Source organism: Clostridium acidisoli DSM 12555, from assembly GCF_900176305.1.
GTDB classification, from domain to species: Bacteria; Bacillota; Clostridia; order Clostridiales; family Clostridiaceae; genus Clostridium_I; species Clostridium_I acidisoli.
The window spans coordinates 26,325-51,702 of the sequence record NZ_FWXH01000016.1 but is presented as its reverse complement, the minus strand read 5'-3'; the positions used below and the strand labels follow the sequence as shown (position 1 = coordinate 51,702).

Here is a 25,378-nt window from a genome sequence, read left to right as displayed (position 1 = left end):
ATATCACCTTATTATTGATTTTTGTATTTTTCAAGTTCTGCATCTATTGCTGAATTGCCTGAAGGAGCTTCAGCTTTAGTAGTAGAACCAGTTTTATATTTTGCAAGTTCATCATCAAGGCTTAACTCACCTAGTTTTTCAAATTCTTTATCCAAAGAATTATCTTCTTGTAAATCACCAAGACCTTCAGCTAAAGATTCTTTTCTCTCAATTTTTCTTTCTATGTCATCTAAATTAATCTTATTTGAACCAGCATCAACATTTGAAAGAATTTCATTAACTTGTTTGCTTGCTTCAGCATTGTTATATCTTGCAGCAGCTTCATCTCTGTAATTTCTAGTCTTATCAATTTCTTCTTCTAGTTCTTTTAATTTAGCTTTTATAGCTTGAGCTTTTTGGGAAGCTTCTGCGTAACTTTTTGTCAAACTTTCAACTGATTTATCAGCCTCGAGTTTTTTAGCAAGAGCTCTTTTAGCTAAGTCATCATTACCAGCTTTTACAGCAAGTTTAACTTTTTCATCAAAATCACTTGATTCAGCTTTAGCCTTTTGAAGTTTTTTCTCAGTTTCATGAACATTTCCTAGTATTTGAGCTGATGATACTTTTGCATCATTTAAACTTTTTTCCATGTCCCTTACCTTCTGATCTAAAAGTTCGATTGGATTCTCCATGTCGTCAATTGCATTGTTCACCTTTGCCTTAAAAATATTAGATAATCTGTCTACTACACCCATTTTAAAATCCTCCTTAAAATTTAAAAAATTTTTACCTTCTTGATTTTGTTATCATTTTATAAATGATGAAAATAATTATTATGAAAAATATTATTTTGAATATGGATATACCGCCACCATACCCTCCGTAATAACCACTATGAAAAAATGGTATAGGTATTGGTATAAATGAACGTTTTGTGGAACTTGAATTTGTGGTACCCTTATTTGAAGTATTATTGTGTCCAAACCATCCTCCACTACTTTTGCTGCTAGATGAAGATGAACTTTTGCTAAAACTTCCACTGCCAAAACTTCCAGAATGTGATTTACTGCTAAAACTTCCACTGTGAAAACCACCTCTTGTTGAGGCATATACTACTGTGACCTTGTTATTTGAAGAAAAATTCAAAAAACTAGGTAACATTAGACTATTGAATAAAAATGCTAAAGTAAAAAGTAAACACAATAATATATGTTTTTTCTGCTTAATGGGGATGCACCTCCTTATATTTAGAAAAAAATATATATATTTATATTATATAACATTTTGCAGTGATAAGTAAGATGAGATTATTATAAGTTATATTTTACTATATAACAAATATTATAATACTGTATTTAAGGTTATTTTAATCCATTATTATTAAGATATATTAATAAATCTCTTGATATCATCAAATATCTTTGTTTATCACTGTAATATATTAGAAAAATGTATTAATAATAACTTGTAATAAGTTTTTAAATAACATATAATAGTGATATACTAATAGTATAAATGAATACTATAGATTGCTTTATAGTACTAGGAGGTATTTGTTTTGAAAAATATTAATATAACTATAGATGATATAAAAAAAATTGCGAAAGATGTATCTAAAAATAGTGTTATTCCATACGAAGATTTACCTAGATATGATTTGTTTTTATCTCAGGTTACAGATTACTTAAACGATAAATTTAAAGGTGAAAAATACACAAATAACATAATTCAAAATTATATAAAAAATGAAGTTATTTCAAAACCTGAAGATGGGAAGAAACGTGGATACACTAAAGATCACTTAATACAATTGCTGCTTTTAAGTCATATGAGACCTATTCTGACAACTGATGAAATAAAAAAAGTGTTTGGATTAGCGTTTAATGAGATTAACGATAGAGATGATGATATCATATCATGGGAACTAGCGTATAAAACTTTTTCAGATATACAAAAAGAAAATTATGATAAATATTTGACTAAGGAATATTTTAATGATAAAAAATTCAAGGGAATTGCAGAAGAAGCAAATATTAAGGGCGAAGACAAAGAAAAGATAATGGTATTTTTAATAGTTATGAATTTAATAGCAGAGGCAAGTGCTATTAAGAATATAGCAGAGAAGATTATAGATGAATATCTTTTTGAAAAAGGGGAATAAATTTGTTGCAATAAACAAGTGATTTATGTAAAATTAGAGTATAACAATTGAATATTATATTTTTATGCGGGGGTGCCATTTTGGCTGAGAGGATACAAATCTAACCCTTAGAACCTGATTTCGGATAATACCGGCGTAGGAAGCATGTTACTGATGATGTAATGTACTGCTTCAAAGTAGTACATTTTTTTTATCTTATTATGCTGCTCTTATGAGCAGTTTTTTATTTGGAGGTGTTTTTAAAATGAAAAAAGTTTTAACAATAGCAGGTTCTGATAGTTGTGGAGGTGCTGGAATACAGGCAGATTTAAAGACAATGAGTGCCATAGGAGTATATGGTATGAGCGTTATAACAGCAGTAACCGCACAAAACACTATGGGAGTTGTAGATGTATTAGAAGTTGATAAAGATATGGTTTCTAAGCAAATTCAATGCATTTTTGAAGATATTAAAGTGGATGCTGTAAAAATTGGCATGGTATCAAATGCAGAAATTATAAACGTCATTAAAGAAAGTTTAATAAAATATAAACCTAAGAACATAGTTGTAGATCCTGTCATGGTTTCTAAAAGTGGATATTTTCTTTTAAAAGAAGAGGCAGTTAAAGAACTAAAAAACCTAATTTCAATAGCAGATGTTGTAACACCAAATATACCAGAGGCAGAAGTTTTAACTGGCATTGAGATAAAAGATGAAGAGGACATGAAAAGAGCAGCACAAATTATTTTAAAATTAGGTGTAAAAGATGTACTTATTAAAGGTGGTCATAGATGCAACGATGCTAATGACATTTTATATACTGGGGAAAAATTTATAACATTAGAAGGTGAGAGGATAGATACAAAAAATACACATGGTACTGGTTGCACTCTATCATCTGCTATAGCATCTTATCTTTCAAAGGGATTAGATATGGAAAAAGCCTTGTTTTTATCGAAGAAATATATAAATGAGGCAATAAGAAACTCTTTTTCAATAGGGGAAGGGGTTGGACCAGTAGGACATTTTATTGAGCTATATAAAAAAGGTGGAGTAGATTATGAATAAAATAAAAAATTCATCTATGTTTTTCCTATGGGCCGGAGCAGCAATTTCAATAACTGAAATATATACTGGCGGAATGATAGCACCGTTAGGGATAAAAAAAGGATTAATAGCAATATTAATAGGTCATATTATAGGTACATTATTTTTAGCATTTGGTGGATATATATCATTTAAAGGTAATAAAAATGCCATGGATAAAGTCACTGATTCATTTGGAGGCGTAGGAAGTAAACTAGTATCCATATTGAATGTACTTCAGCTTATCGGTTGGTCAGCCATAATGATTATTCAAGGTGCGAGAACGATAAGTAGTCAGGTTAAAATTCCAACAAGTATGGCAATAGTTGTTGTTGGAGGAATAATATTTTTATGGTCAATATTGTTCAATAATTATACAAAAAAAGTTAATGACATATCAGTTATAATACTTATAGTATTATGCATATTGTTATTCTTAGAAATTCACTCAGGCGGCATGGTTGTAAAAGGAGGTCAAAGTATTAGTTTAACTACTGCAATTGAAATAACAATAGCTATGCCAGTATCGTGGCTTCCGGTTATAGGGGACTATACGAAAGATGGGAAAAGTGGTAAAGGTGTATTTATATCCAGTTTTTTTGGATATTTTATAGGGAGTATATTAATGTATGCTTTAGGACTTTATATAAGCTTTTTTACAGGAAAAGACATTATAGCATTTTTATCTGAAAAAGGTATAATAGCATCCCTAATAGTCCTTTTAGCTACAGTAACTACAACATTTATAGATGTATATTCTGCAGTGATTTCATCTAAACAAATTTACGAGTATAAAAACAAGAATTTGGTAACTCTGATTTATTGTGCTGTGTCAATATTATTAGCTTTTGTTTTTCCAATGGAGAATTATCAAAATTTCTTATTGCTAATAGGAAGTGTTTTTGTACCGGTGTATACAGTGGTTTCTGTGGACTATATATTTAAAAGGAAGTGTACAATAAATATAAATTTTATAGCAATAATAACAGCCATATTAGGAGTTTTGATTTATAACTATTTTAATAATAATAACCTTGGTGTACCTACGATATTTACATTTTTAACAGTAGCCGCCATTTATTATATATTTACATTTTTCATGAAAAAAAGTTTGTCGGTAGTAGAATAATTTAAATTTAGGAGTGATTTATAATGATAAATGAAATTTCAAGCGTGGTAACAAAACTAAGAGAAAGGGTACCGTTAGTACAAGCTATTACTAACTATGTTACTATAAATGATTGTGCAAATATACTCTTAGCTTTTGGAGCATCACCAGCAATGAGTGAAGCATATGATGAGAGTTATGAGTTTGCAAAGATATCAAACGCTTTATATTTAAATGTTGGAACACTAACTAAAGAGCAGGAAACTTCTATGATAATGGCATCCATATCCGCAAAAAAAAGCAACATTTCTGTTGTATTAGATCCTGTAGGCTGTGCAGGTATACAGAAAAAGATGGATGTAGTAAAAAGGATACTTGAGCTTGGACGAGTTGATATAATAAAAGGCAATGGTGGCGAAATAAAATCTTTAGCAGGACAGGATTCAAAGGTTAGAGGAGTGGATTCAATAGATGGTGAGGAAGGAATTGAAGAAGCTGTAAAATTTCTTGCAAATGAGTATAAATGCGTTGTAGTAGCTACAGGAAAACGTGATTTTATATCAGATGGGAAAAGAATGGCTATTATTAGTAATGGCGTTGAACTTCTAACTAAAGTAACTGGTGCAGGTTGTATGCTTGGAGCTCTTTGTGCTGGTACAGCAGGGGCGGAAAAAGATAAGTTTGCAGCTGCGTGTACAGCTGTAATTTCTATGGGTATTGCAGGAGAAAAAGCTTATGAAGAAGCAAAAAAACCTGGAAGTTTTAAGGTGAAGCTTATGGATGCAATATATGATATAAATGAAGAAACCATTAAAGAGTTAGCAAAGATAGAATTTATTTAGATAAGGGGCGATATTCATGAAGATAGATTATAGTTTATATTTAGTTACGGATAGAAGTTTTTTAGGTGGTAAAAGTATAGAAGAAGCCGTAGAGGAAGCAATAAAAGGTGGAGTTACATTAGTTCAAGTAAGAGAAAAAGATGCTTCTTCAAGAGAATTTTATGAGGTGGCTCTAAAAGTTAAGAAAGTTACAGACAAATATAAGGTTCCATTGATAATTGATGATAGGTTAGATATAGCACAAGCCGTAGATGCATCAGGAGTTCATCTTGGACAAAGCGATTTACCATTAAAGCTTGCAAGAAATATATTAGGGAAAGATAAAATAATAGGAATATCTGTAGGAAATGTAGCTGAGGCTAAGGAAGCTGAAGCTGATGGAGCAGATTACGTTGGAATAGGAACAATCTTTTTTACGGGAACAAAAAAAGACATAAAAACACCAATAGGTATAGAAGGGCTTACTGAAATAGTAGAAAATATAAAAATACCTTCTGTTGCAATTGGAGGTATAAATCAAGAAAATACTAAAGCTGTATTAAAGTCTGGAACTAATGGAGTTGCAGTTATTTCAGCAATACTTGGTAAGAAAGACATAAGGGGGGCAGCTGAGGAATTTAGGAAATAAAATAGTATGTATTTATTGCGTAATAGTAAGAAATTGCGAAACAAGGTTAAAGATTTTTATCGTAGCTAAAGCCGTTAAAGGTGGTAGAAGTTACTTACGCATTCGGTAAAGGAAAATTCCCTCCTACGTCAGAAAAACAATGAATTTAATAAGAGGCAATTTAAGTTAAGGAGGATTTTAAGTAGCCTAGCTACAAAAAATTCTCTTTAACTTTTTGCTTAAAGCAAATTCCCCCACTATTAACGGCATTACCGTTAAATCTTTCATCTTACCACTCTGGCAATCTTTCACTTTTTTACTTATACAATAGAGTAAAAATATTTAACCAGCTCACGTTAGAAATATATAGAATATTTAAAAATTAAATATTTTTGCATTGATATGTATATAATAGTTGAAATTATATGCACATAATAGTATAATTATACACAAATATGAATAATTATAAAAGTGATTGAAAGGTGATATAATGGTTAACTTAAAAAACAAAAGTTTTCTAACTCTCAAGGATTTTACTAAAGAAGAAATTGAATATTTTATAGATTTAGCAGGAAAATTAAAAGCGGATAAAAAAGCTGGAAAAGAAGAACAAAAGTTAAAAGGCAAAAACATTGTTTTGATATTCGAAAAGGATTCAACAAGAACAAGATGCTCTTTTGAGGTAGCGGCAAATGATCAAGGGGCACATACTACTTATATTGGTGCGGAAGGTTCTCAAATAAGTAAAAAAGAATCAATAAAGGATACTGCTAGGGTTTTAGGAAGAATGTTCGACGGAATTGAATTTAGAGGATATGAACAGAAAGTGGTTGAAGAACTAGCTGAGTATTCTAAAATACCAGTTTGGAACGGATTAACAGATATAGATCATCCTACACAAGTTTTAGCTGATTTTCTAACTTTAAAGGAACATACAAACAAACCATTAAATGAAATAAAGCTAGTGTATCTAGGTGATGGAAGAAATAATACAGCTAATTCACTCATGATTGGTGCAAGTAAGGTTGGCATGGAGTTTGTAATAGCGGCTCCAGATAAACTTCAACCTGATAAAGAGCTTGTAGAAGAGTGTATGAATTTTGCAAAGGAAAGTGGAGCAAAAATTACAATTACAAGTGATGTAGATAAAGCTGTTTTAGGAGCAGATGCAGTTTATACAGACATTTGGGTATCTATGGGAGAAGAAGAAGCGGTATGGAAGGAAAGAATAGAGATGCTAATACCATATCAAATAAATAGAACGTTACTTGATAAAACTTGCAATAAGAATGTAAAGTTTATGCATTGCCTTCCATCCTTTCATGATTTAAAAACAGAAACTGTTCAAATTCTATATAAAAAGTATGGAATTGAGCCATTTGAAGTTACAGATGATGTGTTTGAAAGCCAAAACTCTGTTGTCTTTGATGAGGCTGAAAATAGAATGCATACAATAAAAGCTGTTATGGTAGCCACATTAGGAGCATAAAAAGTAAACAGATTGAATAGATAAATTACGACCTTGGCATTCAAGGTCTTTTTTGTTTTTATAAATTAGGCATAATACTATCTATACTTGGTGATGGGATTTATGGTAAAATATTCATTGGATTAGCTTATTTTGAGAAAGTTTAACATTCTTATGTTGGATAAATTTATACAGATTATTATTTAAGGAGGACTGTCCATGATAGAAGTAATAAATCTTACAAAGCAATTTAAAGAGGTAAAAGCAGTAGACAATTTGAGTTTTAACATAAATGAAGGAGAAATAGTTGGGTTACTAGGGGAAAATGGAGCTGGGAAAACTACTACACTTAGAATTATATCAACCATGATTAAATGTACTAGTGGTACTGTAAAAGTTAGTGGCTTTGATATTAATAAAGAACCGAGTAAAGTCAGGAATGAGATTGGAATACTATTTGGAGGAGAAGTAGGTCTTTATGATAGACTTACAGCAAGAGAGAACATTAGATATTTTGCAGAACTAAATGGGATGACTAAGGAAGCTGCAGATAAAAGTATTGAGGATCTTAGTGATAGGCTTGAAATGAAAGAATATTTGGATAGAAGAGTTGGTAAATTTTCACGAGGTATGAAGCAAAAAGTTGCCATTGCACGTTCCATAGTTCATGAACCTAAAGTTGTACTTTTAGATGAACCAACAGCGGGGCTTGACGTTACATCATCAAGATTAATTCATGATTTCATTAAACACTGCAAAAAAGAGAATAAGGCCATTGTTTTTTCAAGTCATTCAATGCAGGAAGTAGAAAAATTGTGTGACAGAATAATAATTATTCACAAAGGCAAAATGTTAGAGCAAGGGACTATAGATGAATTAAAACAAAAATATAACAATAATGATATGGAAGAAATATTTATGAGTTTGGTAGGTGATAAGCATGAGTAATACAATATTAACAGTATTTAAAAAGGAGATTAAGGATTTATTTAGGGATAAAAAAACAATTATCGTAAGTCTTCTTATACCGCTATTACTTTTTCCAATAATTTTTGGAGTTATAGGTAAAAGTATGTCCAGCTCTAAGGACACAGTACAAAATAACCTTAAAATTGCTTTGGTTGATAATGGCGACAGTGCTTTGGGTAATTTTATCAAAACCCAAAAGGATATAAAAATAAAGGGATCAAAAGATATCAAGGGAGATATTAAGGACGGAAAAGTATATGTAGCTATTGAGATTCCAAAGAATTTTGATGAAAAAGTATCAGGTGAGAGTACAAGTGATATAAAGCTAACATATGACAATTCAAGTCAGGATTCTGAAACTGCTTATGCAATAATAAACTCAATGATTGATGCCTATTCTAAGCAAATTGTGAACACAAGATTAGAAAAAAGAAATATTAATGCAAGTATATTAAACCCAATAAAAGTGGATAATGTGACAATTGTAAAGGAAGATCAAGGAGTTGCTAAGATGATGTTATCAATAATGCTACCCTTAATGCTAGTTATATATAGTGTTACAGGTCCATTGTCATCTGCAATTGATTTGGGAGTTGGGGAGAAAGAAAGAGGTACTTTAGAACCGCTTTTAACAACAAGATCAGGAAGACTATCATTATTATGGGGAAAGTTTTTTGCCATAACTGTAGTTGGATTAATGACTACTGTGGCAACGATAATTGGTATTTTTATATCCATGAAACAAAATAGTGCAGTTTTTGGGAGCAGTAAAGCAATGTCTGGTATAGGAATTAGTTCAGAGGCACTTGTAATAATTGGCATATTAATAGTGTTTTTAACAATGGCTTTTGGATCATTAGAATTATCAATAAGTATATATGCTAGATCCTTTAAAGAAGCTTCTACGTACACATCACCTTTAATGATAATAGCATTTATACCTGCTTATGCTACTTACATGCTAGATGCCAAGGATATACCTTTTATGTATTTCAATATACCAGTAGCAAATGTAGTATGTGTAATAAAGGAACTTATTGCAGGTATATATAATTACACACACATAGGAATTACAGCAGGGTGGATTGCAGTATATGTTGTGGCTTGCATATTCTTTGCAAGATATATGTTTAGTAAGGAGAGCGTTATATTTAGAACATAGATATTAAATCTAGATAAAATTTAAACGTTCGATAAGTCCTATATTATATTTATTAACCAATGCTTATAAATATTTAGAAAAGATAGATTTAGCTTTAGAAACTGTTGAAGAGTGTTTGGCAATCAGTAATGAGGAAGCTATTTGTTATACTAAAATTAATTGAATTGTTAAAAACTACTGATAACGGACATAAGCTTAAAGCAATTTATGATAAATTGGCTATTGTTTATTTAAAACAAAACAAAATAGACTTATGTAAAAAGTATTTATTATTATCAAAAGATTTAATTTAAACCTAAATCTTAGGTAGTGGCAACATGTTTTTTCACCAAGCGTGAAGTTTAAATTTTTAAAGAGAAGACTTAGATCTTCTCTTTTTTATTTTAGTGTGAGTTTTTTCATTAGTAAAAATCACTTATAATTTACCATTAAATAAATAATATGGTATAATTTTAAGATGTGATATTTTAGATGATATTGAAGGAGAGAGGCTAGAAAAAATGAAATTATTAATAGTAGAAGATGATAGAGAATTGTGTAATTTGTTAGAAAAAGGATTAAAAAAGTATGACTATATTTGTGACTTAGCATATGATGGAGAAGCTGGTTTATATTATACAGAAATAAATGAATATGATGCTATTATTTTAGATATAAATCTCCCTAAACTTGATGGTGTAAGTCTTTGTAAAATGGTAAGAGAAAAATTTATAAAAACACCAATAATAATGTTAACAGCAAGAACAAACACTGATGATAAAATAATTGGATTAAATATTGGCGCAGATGATTATCTAGGAAAACCATTTGAATTTAAGGAATTAAGTGCAAGATTACATGCTTTAATTAGACGTAATTACGATAAAACTTCAAATATAATTAAAATAGGAGCATTACATATAGACACCAATACAAAATTAGTAGAATTGAATGAAAAAAAAATTGATTTAACTGCAAGGGAATATGATGTTCTAGAATTGTTATGCTACAGTTATCCTAACGTTGTTTCAGCTGAAAAAATAATTGAACATGTTTGGGGAACAGATAGTAATCAATTCTCTAATGTTATTAGAGTCCATATTACTAACTTAAGACGAAAGTTAAAAAATACTGATGGTGAAGCTTTAATTGAAACAATTAGAGGAAAGGGATACATGGTATGTTTAAAATAAAGGATAGGATAGCTCTATTATATAGTTTACTTATGATAATTTTAATTAGTATATTTGCTATTTTATTTTATTCTTTATTAAAGATAAATATTGATAAAAATCCTATAATGAGTAGCTTTGAGATTTCAAATAAACAAACAAATACAGCAGGCATAAAAAAAGATAATATAAATTCTAGTATTATAATATCGTCTGAGCCTGTAGGTATACAGGACAATAGAGAAAAAAATAAAAACAGTGAAGATGATTTTCTTATAATTTTGGATAAAGATAATAACCTTCTTCGTTCGGAGGAATTATCAAATAATTTTAGTGAAAATGCAATAAATAAAATATATGGAACTGAAAATGCAGTATTAAATCCAAAGGATTTAAGTATGAAAGATCTTATAAATAAGCATGACAAAGGAAATTTGCTTATTATCGAAGATAAAAATAACAAAGTTCTTCGTTATCAAATATTAAGTGATAATTTGAGTACATATGGAAGTGATACATCTTCAAATAGTGTACAGTTTACATGGGATAATTTTCAAAAAACACTAATGAGTGCATTTTATAAAAGGTTTATTTTCGTTATTCTAATGGTAATATTAATAATTGCATTTATAAATTTTATCTTAAGTAGGAAGTATGCTGCTTTTGCATTGAAACCTTTGAGTAATTTTACAAAAGAAGTTAAGAATCAAAAGGATATTAGAAATATAGAGCTTATAGAGCCCCCTAAAATTAAAGATGAAATTTATGATCTAACTATTGCCTATAATGAGGCTTTAGAAAAAATAAGAATATCTTATGAGGATTTGCAAAGATTGAATTCATATGCATCTCATGAACTTAGAAATTCTTTGGCAGTTTTAAGAGCTAAAATAGAGCTAGGAGAAGACTCCAATGGTGTTACATCATATATAGATAGATTAACTGGGATTATTAATGATATTTTGGCTATGTCTACTACACATTTATCCAGTGGTGAGGAATTTATAGATATAGCTTTAATTTGTGCTAAAATAGTTGACGAATATACTAATGTTTTTAGCAATATAAAACTTTTTATACCTGAAGAAGGGATTGAATTGGTTAAAGGAAAAGAAGTTTGGGTAGAAAGGTGTATTGTTAATCTTATTGATAATTCAATAAAGTTTATGGATAAAGACAAGATAAATAATGAAATAAATATCACAATATCACAGGATAACAAAAATGTTATTGTTGAGGTCTATGATAATGGTATAGGTGTGGATAAGAATAATTTTAGTAAAATATTTCATGCATACTATGGCACAAATAATAGAACAAGTACAGGAATTGGTCTCGCATATATTAAACACATAATGGACCTACATAAAGGCAGAGTTTTAGTAGAAAGTCAAAAAGGAGAATATAGTAAATTTTATTTATTATTTCCTAAAAATGAATAACATGGTTTACTTTTATAAAATAAGGTAGTATTATAGTATATATTGAACATATATTTTTAATATTAAAGTTAGAATTGTGGTGATATATATAATTTTATTAAGTAATGTAAGTAAATTAATATGTAGTTATATTAATAATAACTGTGAAATTAGTGATAAAGATAATGAAAAAATTAATTATGCAATAATAGCTATATTAAGTGAATCGGTAAAGTTTATATTTTTATTTTTCTTATTTTTTATATTACATAGGCTTAAATTTTTTATATTTTCATTAATTATCTTAATGTCAATTAGAAATTTTTCAGGTGGGCTACATTTTAAAACATTCAATAAATGTTTACTTTTTTCTGTTACTGTATTTATAATGACATCTTTATTAGCACCAATGATACCAAGATTACCTAATTTAATTTATTATTTTTTTTGTTTTATTAGTGTGTTAATCATTTTTATTAAATCACCTTGTACAAGCCCTAAAAGACCAATTAGAAATAATAAAAAGAAATATAGATTAAAAGTGATTTCTACAATTTCATCTATAATTTGTTTGATTTTATTAGTTGTTGTTAGAAATAACAATTCATTGGTAAACTGTGGATTTGTAACAATATTAATTCAAGCGATTCAACTAATTTTAGCATAAAAATAATTAAATTAGATTTGTAATAAAATTATCTAATAAAATGTAAAGAAAGGTGTAACAATAATGAATATTATTAAAATTAAAAAAAACAAAAATGTTTCTTTATTATTAGCAGCAGTATTAATAAGTGTTTCAAATATGATTTTAGCTCAAGGCTCTTTTATACTATGGGGAGAACCTGATCCACCAAAAGACTTAAAATAGTGCCTTAAATATTGTATATCCATTCTCTAAGAATACTTGAATATGACCATCATATGATTCAAGTATTTCTTTTACGTTATATAAGCCATATCCTCCAGAAGTTTTATGTTTGGTAGAGAATCTTTTTATAAAAAGTTTGTCTATATTATTAACGTCTATAATATTTCCTTTATTTGAAACTTCTATAAAGTTATATTTATTTTCTTTACCTATTTTCATATAGACTATTTTTTCATCAGCAGTTGAATCATCAATTGCTTCGAATGCATTATTTAATAAATTTGATAAGACTTCAACCATTTCATATTCAGTTATTTTAAAGTTATCTATATCACGTTCTATTGAATATGAAAAATGTATTTGTTTGCTTTTGGCTTCACATAATTTGCTATAGATGACAGCTGCTAATATTTTATTATTAATATGTATAACAGTATCTATATCGCCTAATGAGTAGTTTAGCGATTTTATATATTTTTGAATACAATATTTTAAGATATTTGTATCTGTGGAATAACACATACCGTATATAGCATTTAAATGATTTTTAAATTCATGTTGCTTTCTGTTTATTTCATCAAGTATATTTTCAAAGACTGGAGAATACTTGTCATTTAGTTCTATTACTTTCTTTTTATTATTAAGATCTATATTTTGTATGTAAAGAATATAGCTCAAAAGGCTAAAAGATAAAAACATTATGCTGAATACTGCTATATTGTTTAGAAGAAACATCATATCATAATCCCAAAATAATTTAAAACATAATATCCATATTGTTAGGTTTAACATTAAAATTTTGATGGTAAAGCTATTTATTATGTATTTTCTAAAAAGCTTATTTATTGGCAATAGATAGAACGTACCTATGCATGTTATTAACAATATTAAATTAATCATTAATCCATTGTTAAATGAATAAATGCTGCTAATTTGTTTAAATATAATTCTTAATAAAGCAGTTAATAATAATTCCATTATTATTAATATAATTATTGTTATGTCAAATTCTAATATAATATCATATATGTTTTTCTTATATATAACATATATACAGAATAAGATAGCAATATAACTAAGTATATCGTCAAATTTTATATTAGTATTATTTAATTCAAATGATATAAAAGATATTATTAAAATTATAATAAAATTTTTTAAAACTAAATTAGGTCTTTTTTTATTAAATATTGACCATAATATCATAAATGAAGTTATTTCAATAAAATTTAATGTAAATAATTGTGTACTATTCATATAATCATCTCCACTGATAGTATGTAATTCTATATATTTTTTATATAAAAGATACAAGAATTTAGTTTAATAATTTTTATATCTTTAAATAATTAATTGACTTATTACTGAATTAACTTTTAACAGATTAATGATTTTGTCTTTGTATTTGGCTCCCATAAATGCACAATAGTCATACTTATCAAAGTAAATATTCCAAGATACTTGTGAATATTTTTCAATTTTTCGTATATATTTTATATTTACAGCACAGGATCTATGACATTGTATAATGTAGTCGCAATTAATAATTTTTAACAATTTTTTTAGTGTCATTCTATTCATAACATATTTTCCTATGATTGTATGTATTGTACATTTTCCTATACTAGTTTCTATAAATATAATTTCATCTAAAAATATCTTTATTTCTATAGAATTTTGATTAATCAACACATAAGGCTTATTTTGTTGAATGTTCTTACTGGGAGTATTTTCAGTAATAATATTAATAATTTTTCTTATATCATTACTGTTATAGGGTTTTATAAGATAATCATAACAGTGCACTTCTTTAAATGCCTCAATAATATGATTTATATATGCAGTCACAAAAACTATCAATGTGTACTTATACTCATAAATTTTTCTAATTTCTGTAGCAAAATCAATTCCAGAAGAATCCTTTAATTCGATATCTACAAAAAAAAGATCTATACTAGCTTTTTTTGAAATTTTTAAAGCACTATCTTTTGTACTGGCTTCATATACTTTCAAATTAGAATTTATTTTAGATAATAATGAACACAAATTTTTTCTCTGAATATTAGAGTCCTCAATTACTAATATTTTTATCATTTTATTAAAACCACCTTAAGACTATTAAAATAAGCATTGAAATCGTTATTTTAATAGGTATTTTTATTCTGTAAAACACTTATTTTAAAGCTCAAATATTTTAGTTTAGCATACACAATTTTAGGCAATTTATAATATTAGCATCTAAATAACTAGTTTCAGCACGTATCTATTGAATAAGTATATTATAAGACATATTATAATAAAAAATCAATAATTAATAATATTTGAAAAAATTTGTAAAAATATATTGCTGTAATATCGTTAATGTTGAATTAAAAAAACTGTATAAATTTTAAAGGAGGGATAAACAAAATGAACTGTACAAATTCATTTGGCACAATTTCAGAATATATTCAATATTTCAAAGACAATATTAATTATCCTAGACCTCTAGCAAAACTTTTTAAAACAGATTCTTGCTATTATATTTATGATACAGGTACAAGCAAGATTATGAATTGTAATGAACTTGAGTATAGGATATTAGAAAAAATTATCAATAACACAATGGACGAAATAGATAATACTGAAATTAGCTCTGAATACAGTAAATATTATGAAGCACTAGATAATATCAAAAATGCAATTGATTCAGAGCATATTTTAAAGGCAGGAAATAATTTAGAATTTAATTCACCGGGACACCATGAAAATTTATATGATATGTTAGAAAATGGTGTACGTCAAATTGTATTAGAGCTTACAGAAAAATGTAATTTAAGATGTGGATATTGTATTTACAATGAAGCTTATACTGATAAAAGAAATTTTGGCTCTCAAGATATGACTAAAGACATTGCAAAGAAGGCCATTGATTATGCAGGTTTACATGGGGATAAAGATGCCGGAATTGCTATAACATTTTATGGTGGGGAGCCACTAATTAAATTTGATTTAATTAAATATTGTATAGGTTATGCTCAAACAACAATCAAAGATAGACAAGTAAGATTTTCTATGACAACAAATTTAACATTAATGACAGAAGAAATTGCACAATATTTAGCTTCAATAAAAGACTTAAGTATTGTATGTAGTATAGATGGACCCAAATATATACACGATAGTTACAGAAAAGATATTAATGGGGTTGGAAGTTTTGAAAGAGCTATAAAAGGATTGAAGATATTAGTACAAGCCTTAGGTGATAGTGCAAAAGATAGGTTAGTACTTAGTATGGTTTTTGGTAAACCTTATTCTATTGAAAAACTTATTCAAATCCATTCTTTTTTCAATAAATTAGAGTGGTTGCCTAGTCAAATTAGTAAGTTTATAACATATCCTTCTTTAGGTAATATAGATTATAAAGAAAGAAGAGAAAGAAAAGAAAAAGAGAAAATTAATGAGGATGATAAGACCAAGATTTTTGATCCACTATCATCTTGGTCTAAAGATTTGTATTTCAAAGAAATTGATCATAATCAGGATATAGACTTCTTTTCAAAAGTAGTTATTGAGCAACCATTAATCAAAATTCATCAAAGACCAATATATAAAGATTATAATGAAAGCTATTCTCTAAATGGATGCTGCGTACCAGGAAGCAGAAAATTGTATATTACAACAAAAGGTGATTTTATGGTTTGCGAAAGAATAGATGGATCACCAATTATAGGTGATGTAGATAAAGGTGTTGATAAAGAAAAAGTAAAAAGAATATTAGTTGATGAATTTTCAGATGCAACAATAAATGATTGTAAAAATTGCTGGGCTTCTAGGTTATGTAATCTATGTTATGCACAATGTTATACAAATGGAAAACTTGATATGGAAAAGAAAAGATATAATTGTAATTCATCAAGAGATTATATGTTAAAGAATTTAGTTTTCTATCATAAATGTTTAGAAAGTAATCCTAAAAAGCTAGAATATTTAGGTGATATTAAGGTTGTAGTATAACTATTATGGAAAGTTTTAAAGAGCATAATGACATGAATACTGATAGAAAATTAATAGTGAAAACTTTAGATAATGGATTTAAATATTTTACTTATTATAATGATTCTCAGAAAAATATGATAAGGATATCTTTGGTAGTAAAAGTGGGATCATTAATGGAAAATGATAATGAAATAGGCATAGCTCATTTTATTGAACATATGTGCATTTACAATAATTATAGATTTTTATATGAGCAACAATCAAATAATAATGTACGTAATAGTTTATTAATAGGATATACAAATTTTTATGAGACTGTCTATTCTATTAATTGTAAGAGTGAAGAACTAAATAACTATTTACCAGTTTTTAAGAATATTTTATCAGGAGATAATATTCTTAAAAGTAATATTAATCATATAAAACATGAGATCATTGATGAAATTAGTAGAGAAACATGTACTGCAAATTATAAATTAAAAGAAATTATACTGCCTGAAATCGTAAATAAAAAAAATTTTAAAAATAAATTACCTTTGGGAAACTTGGAATCTATAAAAAACATTAGTTATGAATCAATAATGAAGTTTCACAGTAATTGGTACAAAACACAAAATAGTGCACTTTTTATAGTTGGACAAACTGAAGAGTGCAATGTAAAAGATTTAATAGAAAATTATTTTTCTAGGATTCAAAAAAGTAGTGAAAATTTTAGAATTCCTATAGCAATAGAAAAATCTTTACACAGAAAAATTTTAATAAATACTATAAAAAATTTAGAATATAATGAAATACAATTTTATTATTTAAAATCCTCATTATATTCTAATGAAATAAAATACGATTTAGAAACAAAAATATTAGAATATTTTTGTTTGACATTGATTGAAAGAGATATTTGTACTATGTTTTCTAAAAATAAGTTAGATTTTAGTAAAATAGAGTTTGTTTCTAGAAGGTTAATGTATAACTTCAATTTTAATATTCTTCAATTGGATACTGATAGAAATTTTTATAAAAAAATTAAATATATAATTCAAGTAATTAAAAAGCTATCAAATTTTGGCTTTACAAAACAAGAATTTGATAGATATAGAGAACTTTTCTTATTAGAGTTAACTGAATATTACAATAGAGCTAAATTAACTATTAATAACAAAGACTTAACTAAGGAATGCATAGATAATTATTTATATGATGAACCAATAATTCCTTTAAATCGCGAATATAGTACATGCTTATCAATTATAAGTACTATTAGTTTTGAAGAAATAAATATGAAGATAAATAAAATTCTATCAAGTAACAATGTTCTTATATCTATAAATTGCAAGGAAAGTTTAGATATAAATAAAAAAGATTTATATAATTTGTTACAAGTTCCTTAAAAACTTTTAGATTATAATATATTTACTTTTACTTAGTTTACTAATAAATTTATTACTAAGTAAATGTAAAATTATTATATATATTCAAAATATTAATGTATTTTATTTTCAGAATAGGAAAATTAAAAAATTTTCCTTAAGATTAAACCGTGGGGGGGGTGAAGAAAATGAAATTAGTTAATCCAGCAGGAAGAGATATATCAACCTTTAATACAGAAGCTAATCGTTGTGCGTGTATGTGTTCAACTAGTAGTCTATGGAACTCTGCATATCAAAGTGCTGACGATTACACATGTTCATGTGAATGTTCATATGGAGATGCTAACTCAAATGCTAACTATAACTCATCATACGAAGCATAATTTACAACTTCTCGCATGATAAACTTGTCATGCGAGATTTCCTTTTTGTAATTTTGTAAATAAGATTTAGAAATTAAATTTGAAAGGATATGCTTAAAAATGTTAGAGATAAAATCTAAAATTAATAATATAAAACGTATTAATGGATTTATTTTAAAAACAATTAAAATAATATGGAATAGTTCAAGATTAAGTTTTATTGCTACATTATTAATTACCTTTATAAATGGAGTTATTCTTCCAATAAACATGATAATATCTAAATATTTAATTGATAGTGTTATTAGTACATTAAGTAATAAGAATATGCCTAAATATCGTAATGAAGTATTCATGTGGTTATTTATAGAATTTAGTGTTACTATTCTTTCTTACTTAATAAATAGAATAAACACCTATTTTTCTGATATACAAATAAAAGCTTTAAATAATCATATAGCTCAACTTCTTATAAGGAAGGCTAATGAATTAGATCTTTCGTATTTTGAAAATAATGATTTTTACAATAAAATTGAAAAAGCAAATAATCAATCTGCATATTCAACAATGGCAATAGTTAATTCATTAAATGAAATAGTTAAAAACTTTTCAACATTAATAGGTTCAATTGTAATTGTAATTCAATTAAATCCTTTAATGTTAATGTTATGTATGTTAACGTCTATTCCAATGTTTTTTATAAATATAAAATTTTCAAAAATGAAATATGACATTTATAGTAATAGAATAGAAAAAACTAGATTTGCGGAATACCTTCAGAAAATCATGCTAAATTATAATAGTATTAAGGAAATAAAATTAAATAGACTTGGTCTATATTTTGAAAAATTAATTTTGTCCACATATAGGAAAAATTTAGACAAAGATAAAGCTGTTGGTAAAAAACAGCTTATGAGTTTAAGCGTAACGGATCTCTTAAGTACAATAATCTCATATATATATAAATTTTATGTAATTTTTGTCACTTTATCCAGAGGGTTAACTATAGGATCAATGAACATGTATATATCTGCATTAACTAATGTTGATTCTTCTATTAAAAATACATTATCAAATGTATCTGAATTGTATTCAAATAATCTCTATATTGAGAATTTGTTTTATATATTAGATTTACAACCAATTATAAATGATTCTCCAAACCCTGTTCTTTTCAAAAGTATTATAAATGATTGTATAGAATTTAAAAACATATCATTTAAATATCCTAAATCAAATAAATATGTTCTTAAAAATATTAGTTTTAAGATAAAAGCAAATCAGACTTGTGCCGTAGTTGGACTTAATGGATGTGGTAAAACTACACTTATAAAGTTATTAACAAGGTTATATGATCCAACTGAGGGTGAGATTCTTATTGATGGTGTAAATATTAAAGATTATAGTTTAGCTTCATTATATAAATATGTAAATGTTGTATTTCAAGATTTTATGAAGTATCCATTTACAGTTAGAGAGAATATAGGTTTTGGAGATATTGAAAATGTTAACAATATTAATTCAATTGAAGCAGCAGCGCGAAAGTCCAATGCCTATGATTTCATACAAAATTTAGATAAAAAGTTTGATACAAAATTAGAAAAGTTATGGTCTAATGGAGTGGAATTGTCATTAGGACAGTGGCAAAAATTAGCTATTAGTCGAGCTTTTATGAGCGATTCAGCAATATTAATTTTAGATGAGCCAACAGCTTCAGTTGATGCACAATCTGAGTATGAAATCTTTAATAATTTCAAAGAATTAGTTGGAAATAGGACAAGTATATTAATATCTCATAGATTTTCAACAGTTAAAATGGCGGATTTAATTATTGTATTAGAAGATGGAAAGCTTGTTGAAAATGGTACACATCATAGCCTTATTTTAAAGAAAGGACTTTATTATAAGCTATATACTATGCAAGCTGAAGCATACTTAGATGATACTGCAGAAGAAACGGAAAGCTTAATTAAAAATGTTAATTAACATTAAAAAAATTATTTATAAAAACTTTTATCTTAATGTTATCTTAACATTGACTTTGCTAATATTTAATAAAAAGCAACGTTATAAAATGAAAATGGAGAAACATTATGAGAATTAAGAAGCTTTTAATAATTATACCTATATTAGTAATTTTAATAATACTTGGCATGTATCCAATCATAAATAAAAAGCATTTGAGTTATTCTAACACTAATACTAATACACTTAAGCTGTATGTTCTAGGGCAACATGGACATATAGATGAACGGTTACAAGCTATTATAGATGAATTTCAAAATAAATACCCAAGCATAAAAATTAAAACAGTATTATTTGATAATAGTACGAATAATGGAATAAGCAAATACCAGGAGACGCTTTTAAGTGATACTTTATCTGGAGATGGACCTGATATATTATATTTAAACAGTTCAGATACATTGATTTTAGAAAAATCGGGTATGCTTGAAAATTTAAAACCATTTTTAGATAAGGACAAAACATTTAAGAAGGAAGATTATAACACAAAAGTAATAGAAGCTGGAGTATATAATGGTGAACAATTAGTAATGCCTTTGGATTACTATGTTAATCAGTACACAACCACCAAAGAATTATTAGAAAATAATAATATACGCATAAAAGATAATTCTTCTGAGAACGAATTTATGAACTCTATAAATTCGTATATTCTTTCAGCTAGTGATGCAAATAAAACACTGTTTGCGGCTCCTATGAACATAGAAGATTTTCTAGCAAGTACTGGTGAAAATTTTATTGATTATCAAAATAAAGATGTATATTTTAATACTACAACATTTAAACAAATAATTAACAATTATAAAAAAATTTACAATGCTTCTAAAAAAGAATCAGGTATATCAGGTTTTTCTGGAAGTGAAGGGTTTGAAGCACTTAAAGATGGAACATCTCTATTTTCTAATGATCCTATTGAAAGAGTAAGTTATTTTTTAGCCTCGGAATCTTTACTAAATGAAGTTACAGGTGAAACGCAAGTAATTAACAATATTCCCACTTATAAAGGGGGAAAGGGTGTTGCTGCTATTGTTGGTAGTTCAATGGCTATAAGTAAAAATTCAAAAAATAAAGAAGCTGCATATAATTTCTTGAAAATTGCACTGTCTGAAAAGATTCAAGCAGCAAATCTACCTTCAAATATACCGGTTAATAAAAAAGCAGCTGAAGATTTAGAAAATCAGTATATGACTAATGAAGTAGGTAAGAGCTATGCATATGATAAATCCACCACTATAATACAACAAAGGTTATCTGAAAATTTTCAAGATTATTACAATAAAATAGTAAACAATGTAAATAAGGGGGTAATAACGGATGATACACTTGGGCAATTAATGATGCAGTGTCTAACACCATACTTTGAAGACAAAATGTCTTATGAAGATGCAATTAATATTTTAAAAAGTAAAATAAAAATCTATATTAATGAATAAAGGAGAAATTACAATGAAATTTAATTATAGGATAAAAACATTATTAGGCGTGGTTAGTATACTTATTTTATTATCTGCTGTAGGATGTTCAAAATCGGATACTACCACTAAAAGTATTAATAAAAGTACTACTTCAAATAGCAATAGTGAAAAAAATTTATCTAGTAATGATGTTTCAGCAAATAATAAAAGTCCAGAATCAAAATCATTACAAGGTAATCCTGACATAAAGGGATATGTAACAGAATTAAATGGAGACAGTATAAAAATTTCAAAGGTAAATAAAAACTCCAATGGAGCATTAGTAGGATCAAAAAAAGGTTCAAAAACTCAGGCAAATAGTACAGAACAAGTTGCTATTAATAATACTATTAATATAATAATTCGTAATAGTTCTAATATGGGGAAAACTTTTACTGACGAAAAAGGAAGTATATCAGATATTAAAGTAAATTCTATGGTTAATATATGGGGAAAAAAGCAAGGAGATAACTTCGTTGCTACAGATATAGTTGTATTTAATTTTAATTAGTTTTGGTGCAAATGAATTTAAGGAGATAATAAAAAGGAATGAATTTAAAAAAAAGAGAAGGAATAGCCGGATATATTTTTGCTGCACCATCAATAGTAGGATTTCTCATATTTTTTGGTATTCCATTTATAATGAGTGTAATCTATTGTTTTACTCAAGGCGTAGGAAATATACATTATGTTGGATTTGAGAATTTTATAGAGTTATTTAATAACAGCTCTTTTCAATTAGCTATAAAAAATACATTACTATTTAATTTAATAGCAGTACCATTACTTATGATTATATCTTTAATAATAAGCCTTATTTTAAACAGTAAAATGAAAAAAGAATCTTTTTTTAGAACAGTTTTAACGTTGCCATTTATTATCCCTGTAGCTTCAATCATACTGGTATGGCAGATATTTTTTTCTCAAACAGGTACTATTAATCAAATACTTTTAAAATTTGGTATCAATGGACCAGATTACCTAAATTCCAGATGGTCATTTCTTGTACTAATTTTACTTTATATATGGAAAAATTGTGGTTATAACATGATAATATTTTTAGCAGGTTTAAATAATATTCCAAAAGAATATTATGAAGCTGCATCTATTGATGGATGCGGAAGTATAAGCGCTTTTTTTAATATCACACTGCCATTAATGCTACCAAATATATTTTTTGTATTTATAATTTCAATAATAAATTCTTTAAGAATCTATAGAGAAGCATATTTGCTTTCAGGGCAATATCCTGACTCAAGTATTTATATGCTTCAGCATTTTATAAATAATAATTTTGTTAATTTAAATTATCAAAGACTTTCCACAGCATCGGTTATAACATTTGTTTTTGTATCAATTTTAGTCTATTTTTTATTTAAATTTCAAAGTAAATATGATTTATAAGGAATGATAATTGTGAAAAAAGAAAATGTGATCTTAAAAATATCTAAATATATACTTCTTATTGTTTTTTCAATATTTTCATTATTGCCAGTTGTATATATCGTTCTAAATTCCTTTATGGACACAACTGAGATTGAGAGATCCCTTTCAAATTATACGTTTCATATTATTCCAAATTTTTTTACATTAATTCAGTATTATGAAGTTTTCCTTAGAAGTCCTGAAATTTTATCGAAATTTTGGAATTCTATAATGCTTACAGTTCCTATAGTTAGTGGACAGATACTAATTTCTATTTTTGGTTCTTATGCTTTTGCAAAAATAAAATTTCCATTTAAAAACGGCATTTTTTTTGTATTTATTTTGCTTATGTTAATGCCATATCAAGTAACTCTTGTACCAATTTACATAATTTTTAAAAAAGTTAATTTAATAAACAGCTATGCGTCTGTAATATTACCAGGTATATTTTCAACATTTGGCGTGTTTTTACTAACACAATTTGTAAAATCTGTTCCTAGTGAACAATGTGAAGCAGCCATGGTAGATGGAGCTAATCATTTAGCTATATTATTTAAAATTATACTCCCACAATGTAAAGGAGCAGTAGCTTCACTTGCAATTCTAAGTTTTTTAGATAATTGGAGTATGATTGAACAACCTTTAATATTACTACCAGATGAAAAACAACCGTTATCTATTTTTTTATCACAGGTTAATCAATCAGATATTAAAGTTGCCTTTGCCGCTGGAGTATTATTCATGATTCCATCAATATTTATATTTTTAAAAGGTGAAAATCAATTGTTAGAAGGAATTCAACATCTTGATTTAAAATAGGGAGCGATGCATATGAATAAAAAAAATAAAATCATTAATAAATTTATTATACTTTTTATAATCATTGTAATATTGTGCACATATTTTTCCAAAACAATAAAAAATGCCTTACTTCCAGAAGTTACTGTAGTGACTTTAAACTCTAGAACCATAGGTAATAATTATGAGACAGAAGGAACTATAAATTATACAGATACACATAAAATTTATGCTATGCATAATTGGAATGTTAAAGATATTTTGGTGAAGCTAAATCAACATGTTGAAAAAGGTACTGTTTTAGGAGATGTTGATAATGACGCAATCACGTTAAGTGAACGGGAGGAAGAAGCAACTATTATGCAACTACAGGATGAAATTCAAGCTTTAAAAAGCTCACCAAATCCTGATCAAAATAAAATTAAAGAAGATCAATATAATCTAGATACAGATAACCTTAAGTATGGACAAATACGTAAGGGATTAACATCAACTGGTGGCATATTGTCTGACACAGAAGGAACAGTAGTAGCAATAAATGCACAAACTGGTGGCACTGATGATTCCTCTGACACACAATCAACAGATAGTAGTGGAGGTTCTAATAATGCTCTATTCGAGATTGTAAATAATAAACCCAGTTTTGTTGTTAATTGGACTACTACTTCTAACGATGCAAAAAAATTTTTTATAGGTTCAAAAATACATGCTACAAAATCAAGTGATGCAAATTCTAACTCTAAAATAACACAATTGACAGGGCAAGTTATTAAAAAACAATATGATGACAAAACAAATCAATATGATTTTTCAGCGAGTATAGACGGTAGCCCTAGCATTAATGAGGATGATAATGTTACCGTAAGCGCTATAGAAAATTCTAAAAGATATAATAATGTAATACCAAAAAGCTGTTTAACTGAACAAGACGGATTAGATTATATATTTATTGTAAATCAGAAATCTCAAGCATTAGGTACAGAGATGTATGTTCAAAAAGTTCAAGTGCAAGTAGTTGCTTCTGATGATGTGAATTGTTCTATAAAGCCATTTAATGGTTCAACAATACCTAGCAATCTTGGTATTGTTATGAGTACAACTAAATCAATAGATGATAACTCACAAGTTAAATTAGATAATGATGAAAATGAGTCGAGGTGATTT

26 protein-coding genes and 1 riboswitch are annotated in these 25,378 nt (G+C 27.1%); of the genes, 22 read left to right on the top strand and 4 right to left on the bottom strand.

Features of this window, described 5'->3' with window-relative positions; translation table 11 throughout:
- Nucleotides 1-11: 11 nt before the first annotated feature.
- Together B8978_RS15135 and B8978_RS15130 are read right to left on the bottom strand one after the other, a co-directional pair.
- Complete coding sequence (locus tag B8978_RS15135; RefSeq protein WP_084117013.1) at nt 12-734, bottom strand: PspA/IM30 family protein; 723 nt, start codon at nt 732-734, stop codon at nt 12-14.
- 31 nt (nt 735-765) lie between these two features.
- A complete protein-coding gene (locus B8978_RS15130) occupies nt 766-1,125 on the bottom strand; it encodes an amino acid permease (protein WP_242950574.1) in 360 nt (119 codons plus the stop codon).
- Between the two features lie 412 nt (nt 1,126-1,537).
- On the opposite strand from B8978_RS15130, the gene B8978_RS15125 reads away from it, so the two are divergent.
- The 13 genes from B8978_RS15125 (at nt 1,538) to B8978_RS19940 (ending at nt 12,805) form a co-directional block, all read left to right on the top strand.
- Nucleotides 1,538-2,140 carry a DUF1836 domain-containing protein gene (locus B8978_RS15125; protein WP_084117009.1) on the top strand — a complete coding sequence of 201 codons (603 nt, stop codon included), beginning with the start codon at nt 1,538-1,540 and terminating at the stop codon, nt 2,138-2,140.
- Between the two features lie 58 nt (nt 2,141-2,198).
- A riboswitch (TPP riboswitch) is annotated at nt 2,199-2,299 on the top strand.
- 85 nt (nt 2,300-2,384) lie between these two features.
- Complete coding sequence (gene thiD, locus B8978_RS15120; protein ID WP_084117007.1) at nt 2,385-3,188, top strand: bifunctional hydroxymethylpyrimidine kinase/phosphomethylpyrimidine kinase; 804 nt, start codon at nt 2,385-2,387, stop codon at nt 3,186-3,188.
- Nucleotides 3,181-4,335 (top strand): putative hydroxymethylpyrimidine transporter CytX, encoded by a 1,155-nt coding sequence (gene cytX, locus B8978_RS15115; RefSeq protein ID WP_084117005.1) that lies wholly within the window; start codon nt 3,181-3,183, stop codon nt 4,333-4,335. Before thiD ends, cytX begins: the two co-directional genes overlap by 8 nt.
- Nucleotides 4,336-4,358: 23 nt before the next feature.
- Complete coding sequence (thiM, locus tag B8978_RS15110; protein ID WP_084117004.1) at nt 4,359-5,156, top strand: hydroxyethylthiazole kinase; 798 nt, start codon at nt 4,359-4,361, stop codon at nt 5,154-5,156.
- A gap of 16 nt (nt 5,157-5,172) precedes the next feature.
- Nucleotides 5,173-5,784 carry a thiamine phosphate synthase gene (gene thiE, locus B8978_RS15105; protein ID WP_084117003.1) on the top strand — a complete coding sequence of 204 codons (612 nt, stop codon included), beginning with the start codon at nt 5,173-5,175 and terminating at the stop codon, nt 5,782-5,784.
- A 469-nt stretch (nt 5,785-6,253) separates the two neighbouring features.
- Nucleotides 6,254-7,252 (top strand): ornithine carbamoyltransferase, encoded by a 999-nt coding sequence (gene argF, locus B8978_RS15100; RefSeq protein WP_084117001.1) that lies wholly within the window; start codon nt 6,254-6,256, stop codon nt 7,250-7,252.
- Nucleotides 7,253-7,450: 198 nt separating this feature from the next.
- Nucleotides 7,451-8,179, top strand: coding sequence for an ABC transporter ATP-binding protein (locus B8978_RS15095; RefSeq protein WP_084116999.1), 729 nt, complete (start codon nt 7,451-7,453; stop codon nt 8,177-8,179).
- Nucleotides 8,172-9,362: an ABC transporter permease gene (locus tag B8978_RS15090; RefSeq protein WP_084116997.1), complete on the top strand. Its 1,191-nt coding sequence runs from the start codon at nt 8,172-8,174 to the stop codon at nt 9,360-9,362. The genes B8978_RS15095 and B8978_RS15090 overlap by 8 nt, the downstream gene beginning before the upstream one ends.
- A 128-nt stretch (nt 9,363-9,490) precedes the next feature.
- Nucleotides 9,491-9,655, top strand: coding sequence for a hypothetical protein (locus tag B8978_RS19945; protein ID WP_176212724.1), 165 nt, complete (start codon nt 9,491-9,493; stop codon nt 9,653-9,655).
- A 207-nt stretch (nt 9,656-9,862) separates the two neighbouring features.
- The gene (locus tag B8978_RS15085; RefSeq protein ID WP_084116995.1) at nt 9,863-10,534 is read left to right on the top strand and encodes a response regulator transcription factor; all 672 of its coding nucleotides are present in this window, start codon (nt 9,863-9,865) and stop codon (nt 10,532-10,534) included.
- Nucleotides 10,522-11,955 (top strand): sensor histidine kinase, encoded by a 1,434-nt coding sequence (locus B8978_RS15080; RefSeq protein WP_084116993.1) that lies wholly within the window; start codon nt 10,522-10,524, stop codon nt 11,953-11,955. Before B8978_RS15085 ends, B8978_RS15080 begins: the two co-directional genes overlap by 13 nt.
- A gap of 76 nt (nt 11,956-12,031) precedes the next feature.
- On the top strand, nt 12,032-12,601 hold the full coding sequence (locus tag B8978_RS15075; protein WP_176212723.1) for an accessory gene regulator ArgB-like protein: 570 nt from the start codon (nt 12,032-12,034) through the stop codon (nt 12,599-12,601).
- Between the two features lie 63 nt (nt 12,602-12,664).
- On the top strand, nt 12,665-12,805 hold the full coding sequence (locus B8978_RS19940) for a hypothetical protein (RefSeq protein ID WP_176212718.1): 141 nt from the start codon (nt 12,665-12,667) through the stop codon (nt 12,803-12,805).
- Here B8978_RS19940 and B8978_RS15070 read toward each other — a convergent pair.
- Together B8978_RS15070 and B8978_RS15065 are read right to left on the bottom strand one after the other, a co-directional pair.
- The gene (locus tag B8978_RS15070; RefSeq protein WP_084116989.1) at nt 12,797-14,062 is read right to left on the bottom strand and encodes a sensor histidine kinase; all 1,266 of its coding nucleotides are present in this window, start codon (nt 14,060-14,062) and stop codon (nt 12,797-12,799) included. The genes B8978_RS19940 and B8978_RS15070 overlap by 9 nt on opposite strands.
- Nucleotides 14,063-14,146: 84 nt before the next feature.
- Nucleotides 14,147-14,899 carry a LytR/AlgR family response regulator transcription factor gene (locus B8978_RS15065; RefSeq protein WP_084116987.1) on the bottom strand — a complete coding sequence of 251 codons (753 nt, stop codon included), beginning with the start codon at nt 14,897-14,899 and terminating at the stop codon, nt 14,147-14,149.
- Between the two features lie 315 nt (nt 14,900-15,214).
- Between B8978_RS15065 and B8978_RS15060 the strand changes: the two genes are divergently transcribed.
- From B8978_RS15060 to B8978_RS15020, 9 genes are all read left to right on the top strand, one after another.
- Entirely contained in the window at nt 15,215-16,801 is a 1,587-nt protein-coding gene (locus B8978_RS15060; RefSeq protein WP_084116985.1) for a radical SAM protein, read from the top strand.
- A gap of 5 nt (nt 16,802-16,806) precedes the next feature.
- The gene (locus B8978_RS15055) at nt 16,807-18,171 is read left to right on the top strand and encodes a M16 family metallopeptidase (RefSeq protein WP_084116983.1); all 1,365 of its coding nucleotides are present in this window, start codon (nt 16,807-16,809) and stop codon (nt 18,169-18,171) included.
- Between the two features lie 167 nt (nt 18,172-18,338).
- Nucleotides 18,339-18,533: a CA_C0660 family putative sactipeptide bacteriocin gene (locus tag B8978_RS15050; RefSeq protein ID WP_084116981.1), complete on the top strand. Its 195-nt coding sequence runs from the start codon at nt 18,339-18,341 to the stop codon at nt 18,531-18,533.
- 99 nt (nt 18,534-18,632) lie between these two features.
- Nucleotides 18,633-20,498: an ABC transporter ATP-binding protein gene (locus tag B8978_RS15045; RefSeq protein ID WP_084116979.1), complete on the top strand. Its 1,866-nt coding sequence runs from the start codon at nt 18,633-18,635 to the stop codon at nt 20,496-20,498.
- Between the two features lie 107 nt (nt 20,499-20,605).
- On the top strand, nt 20,606-21,970 hold the full coding sequence (locus B8978_RS15040; protein ID WP_084116977.1) for an extracellular solute-binding protein: 1,365 nt from the start codon (nt 20,606-20,608) through the stop codon (nt 21,968-21,970).
- Nucleotides 21,971-21,983: 13 nt separating this feature from the next.
- Complete coding sequence (locus B8978_RS15035) at nt 21,984-22,502, top strand: hypothetical protein (RefSeq protein WP_084116975.1); 519 nt, start codon at nt 21,984-21,986, stop codon at nt 22,500-22,502.
- A gap of 38 nt (nt 22,503-22,540) precedes the next feature.
- Nucleotides 22,541-23,395, top strand: coding sequence for a carbohydrate ABC transporter permease (locus B8978_RS15030; RefSeq protein ID WP_084116973.1), 855 nt, complete (start codon nt 22,541-22,543; stop codon nt 23,393-23,395).
- Between the two features lie 3 nt (nt 23,396-23,398).
- Entirely contained in the window at nt 23,399-24,235 is an 837-nt protein-coding gene (locus B8978_RS15025) for a carbohydrate ABC transporter permease (RefSeq protein ID WP_139796066.1), read from the top strand.
- 12 nt (nt 24,236-24,247) lie between these two features.
- The gene (locus B8978_RS15020) at nt 24,248-25,375 is read left to right on the top strand and encodes an efflux RND transporter periplasmic adaptor subunit (RefSeq protein WP_084116969.1); all 1,128 of its coding nucleotides are present in this window, start codon (nt 24,248-24,250) and stop codon (nt 25,373-25,375) included.
- Nucleotides 25,376-25,378 lie beyond the last annotated feature (3 nt).

What these genes read in the sequence shown, in the direction of transcription:
- B8978_RS15135 (WP_084117013.1), bottom strand. Translation starts at nt 734, where the DNA reads ATGGGTGTAGTAGACAGATTATCTAATATTTTTAAGGCAAAGGTGAAC.
- thiD (WP_084117007.1), top strand. Translation starts at nt 2,385, where the DNA reads ATGAAAAAAGTTTTAACAATAGCAGGTTCTGATAGTTGTGGAGGTGCT.
- cytX (WP_084117005.1), top strand. Translation starts at nt 3,181, where the DNA reads ATGAATAAAATAAAAAATTCATCTATGTTTTTCCTATGGGCCGGAGCA.
- thiM (WP_084117004.1), top strand. Translation starts at nt 4,359, where the DNA reads ATGATAAATGAAATTTCAAGCGTGGTAACAAAACTAAGAGAAAGGGTA.
- thiE (WP_084117003.1), top strand. Translation starts at nt 5,173, where the DNA reads ATGAAGATAGATTATAGTTTATATTTAGTTACGGATAGAAGTTTTTTA.
- argF (WP_084117001.1), top strand. Translation starts at nt 6,254, where the DNA reads ATGGTTAACTTAAAAAACAAAAGTTTTCTAACTCTCAAGGATTTTACT.
- B8978_RS15095 (WP_084116999.1), top strand. Translation starts at nt 7,451, where the DNA reads ATGATAGAAGTAATAAATCTTACAAAGCAATTTAAAGAGGTAAAAGCA.
- B8978_RS15090 (WP_084116997.1), top strand. Translation starts at nt 8,172, where the DNA reads ATGAGTAATACAATATTAACAGTATTTAAAAAGGAGATTAAGGATTTA.
- B8978_RS19945 (WP_176212724.1), top strand. Translation starts at nt 9,491, where the DNA reads ATGAGGAAGCTATTTGTTATACTAAAATTAATTGAATTGTTAAAAACT.
- B8978_RS15085 (WP_084116995.1), top strand. Translation starts at nt 9,863, where the DNA reads ATGAAATTATTAATAGTAGAAGATGATAGAGAATTGTGTAATTTGTTA.
- B8978_RS15080 (WP_084116993.1), top strand. Translation starts at nt 10,522, where the DNA reads ATGTTTAAAATAAAGGATAGGATAGCTCTATTATATAGTTTACTTATG.
- B8978_RS19940 (WP_176212718.1), top strand. Translation starts at nt 12,665, where the DNA reads ATGAATATTATTAAAATTAAAAAAAACAAAAATGTTTCTTTATTATTA.
- B8978_RS15070 (WP_084116989.1), bottom strand. Translation starts at nt 14,062, where the DNA reads ATGAATAGTACACAATTATTTACATTAAATTTTATTGAAATAACTTCA.
- B8978_RS15065 (WP_084116987.1), bottom strand. Translation starts at nt 14,899, where the DNA reads ATGATAAAAATATTAGTAATTGAGGACTCTAATATTCAGAGAAAAAAT.
- B8978_RS15060 (WP_084116985.1), top strand. Translation starts at nt 15,215, where the DNA reads ATGAACTGTACAAATTCATTTGGCACAATTTCAGAATATATTCAATAT.
- B8978_RS15055 (WP_084116983.1), top strand. Translation starts at nt 16,807, where the DNA reads ATGGAAAGTTTTAAAGAGCATAATGACATGAATACTGATAGAAAATTA.
- B8978_RS15050 (WP_084116981.1), top strand. Translation starts at nt 18,339, where the DNA reads ATGAAATTAGTTAATCCAGCAGGAAGAGATATATCAACCTTTAATACA.
- B8978_RS15045 (WP_084116979.1), top strand. Translation starts at nt 18,633, where the DNA reads ATGTTAGAGATAAAATCTAAAATTAATAATATAAAACGTATTAATGGA.
- B8978_RS15040 (WP_084116977.1), top strand. Translation starts at nt 20,606, where the DNA reads ATGAGAATTAAGAAGCTTTTAATAATTATACCTATATTAGTAATTTTA.
- B8978_RS15035 (WP_084116975.1), top strand. Translation starts at nt 21,984, where the DNA reads ATGAAATTTAATTATAGGATAAAAACATTATTAGGCGTGGTTAGTATA.
- B8978_RS15030 (WP_084116973.1), top strand. Translation starts at nt 22,541, where the DNA reads ATGAATTTAAAAAAAAGAGAAGGAATAGCCGGATATATTTTTGCTGCA.
- B8978_RS15025 (WP_139796066.1), top strand. Translation starts at nt 23,399, where the DNA reads ATGATAATTGTGAAAAAAGAAAATGTGATCTTAAAAATATCTAAATAT.
- B8978_RS15020 (WP_084116969.1), top strand. Translation starts at nt 24,248, where the DNA reads ATGAATAAAAAAAATAAAATCATTAATAAATTTATTATACTTTTTATA.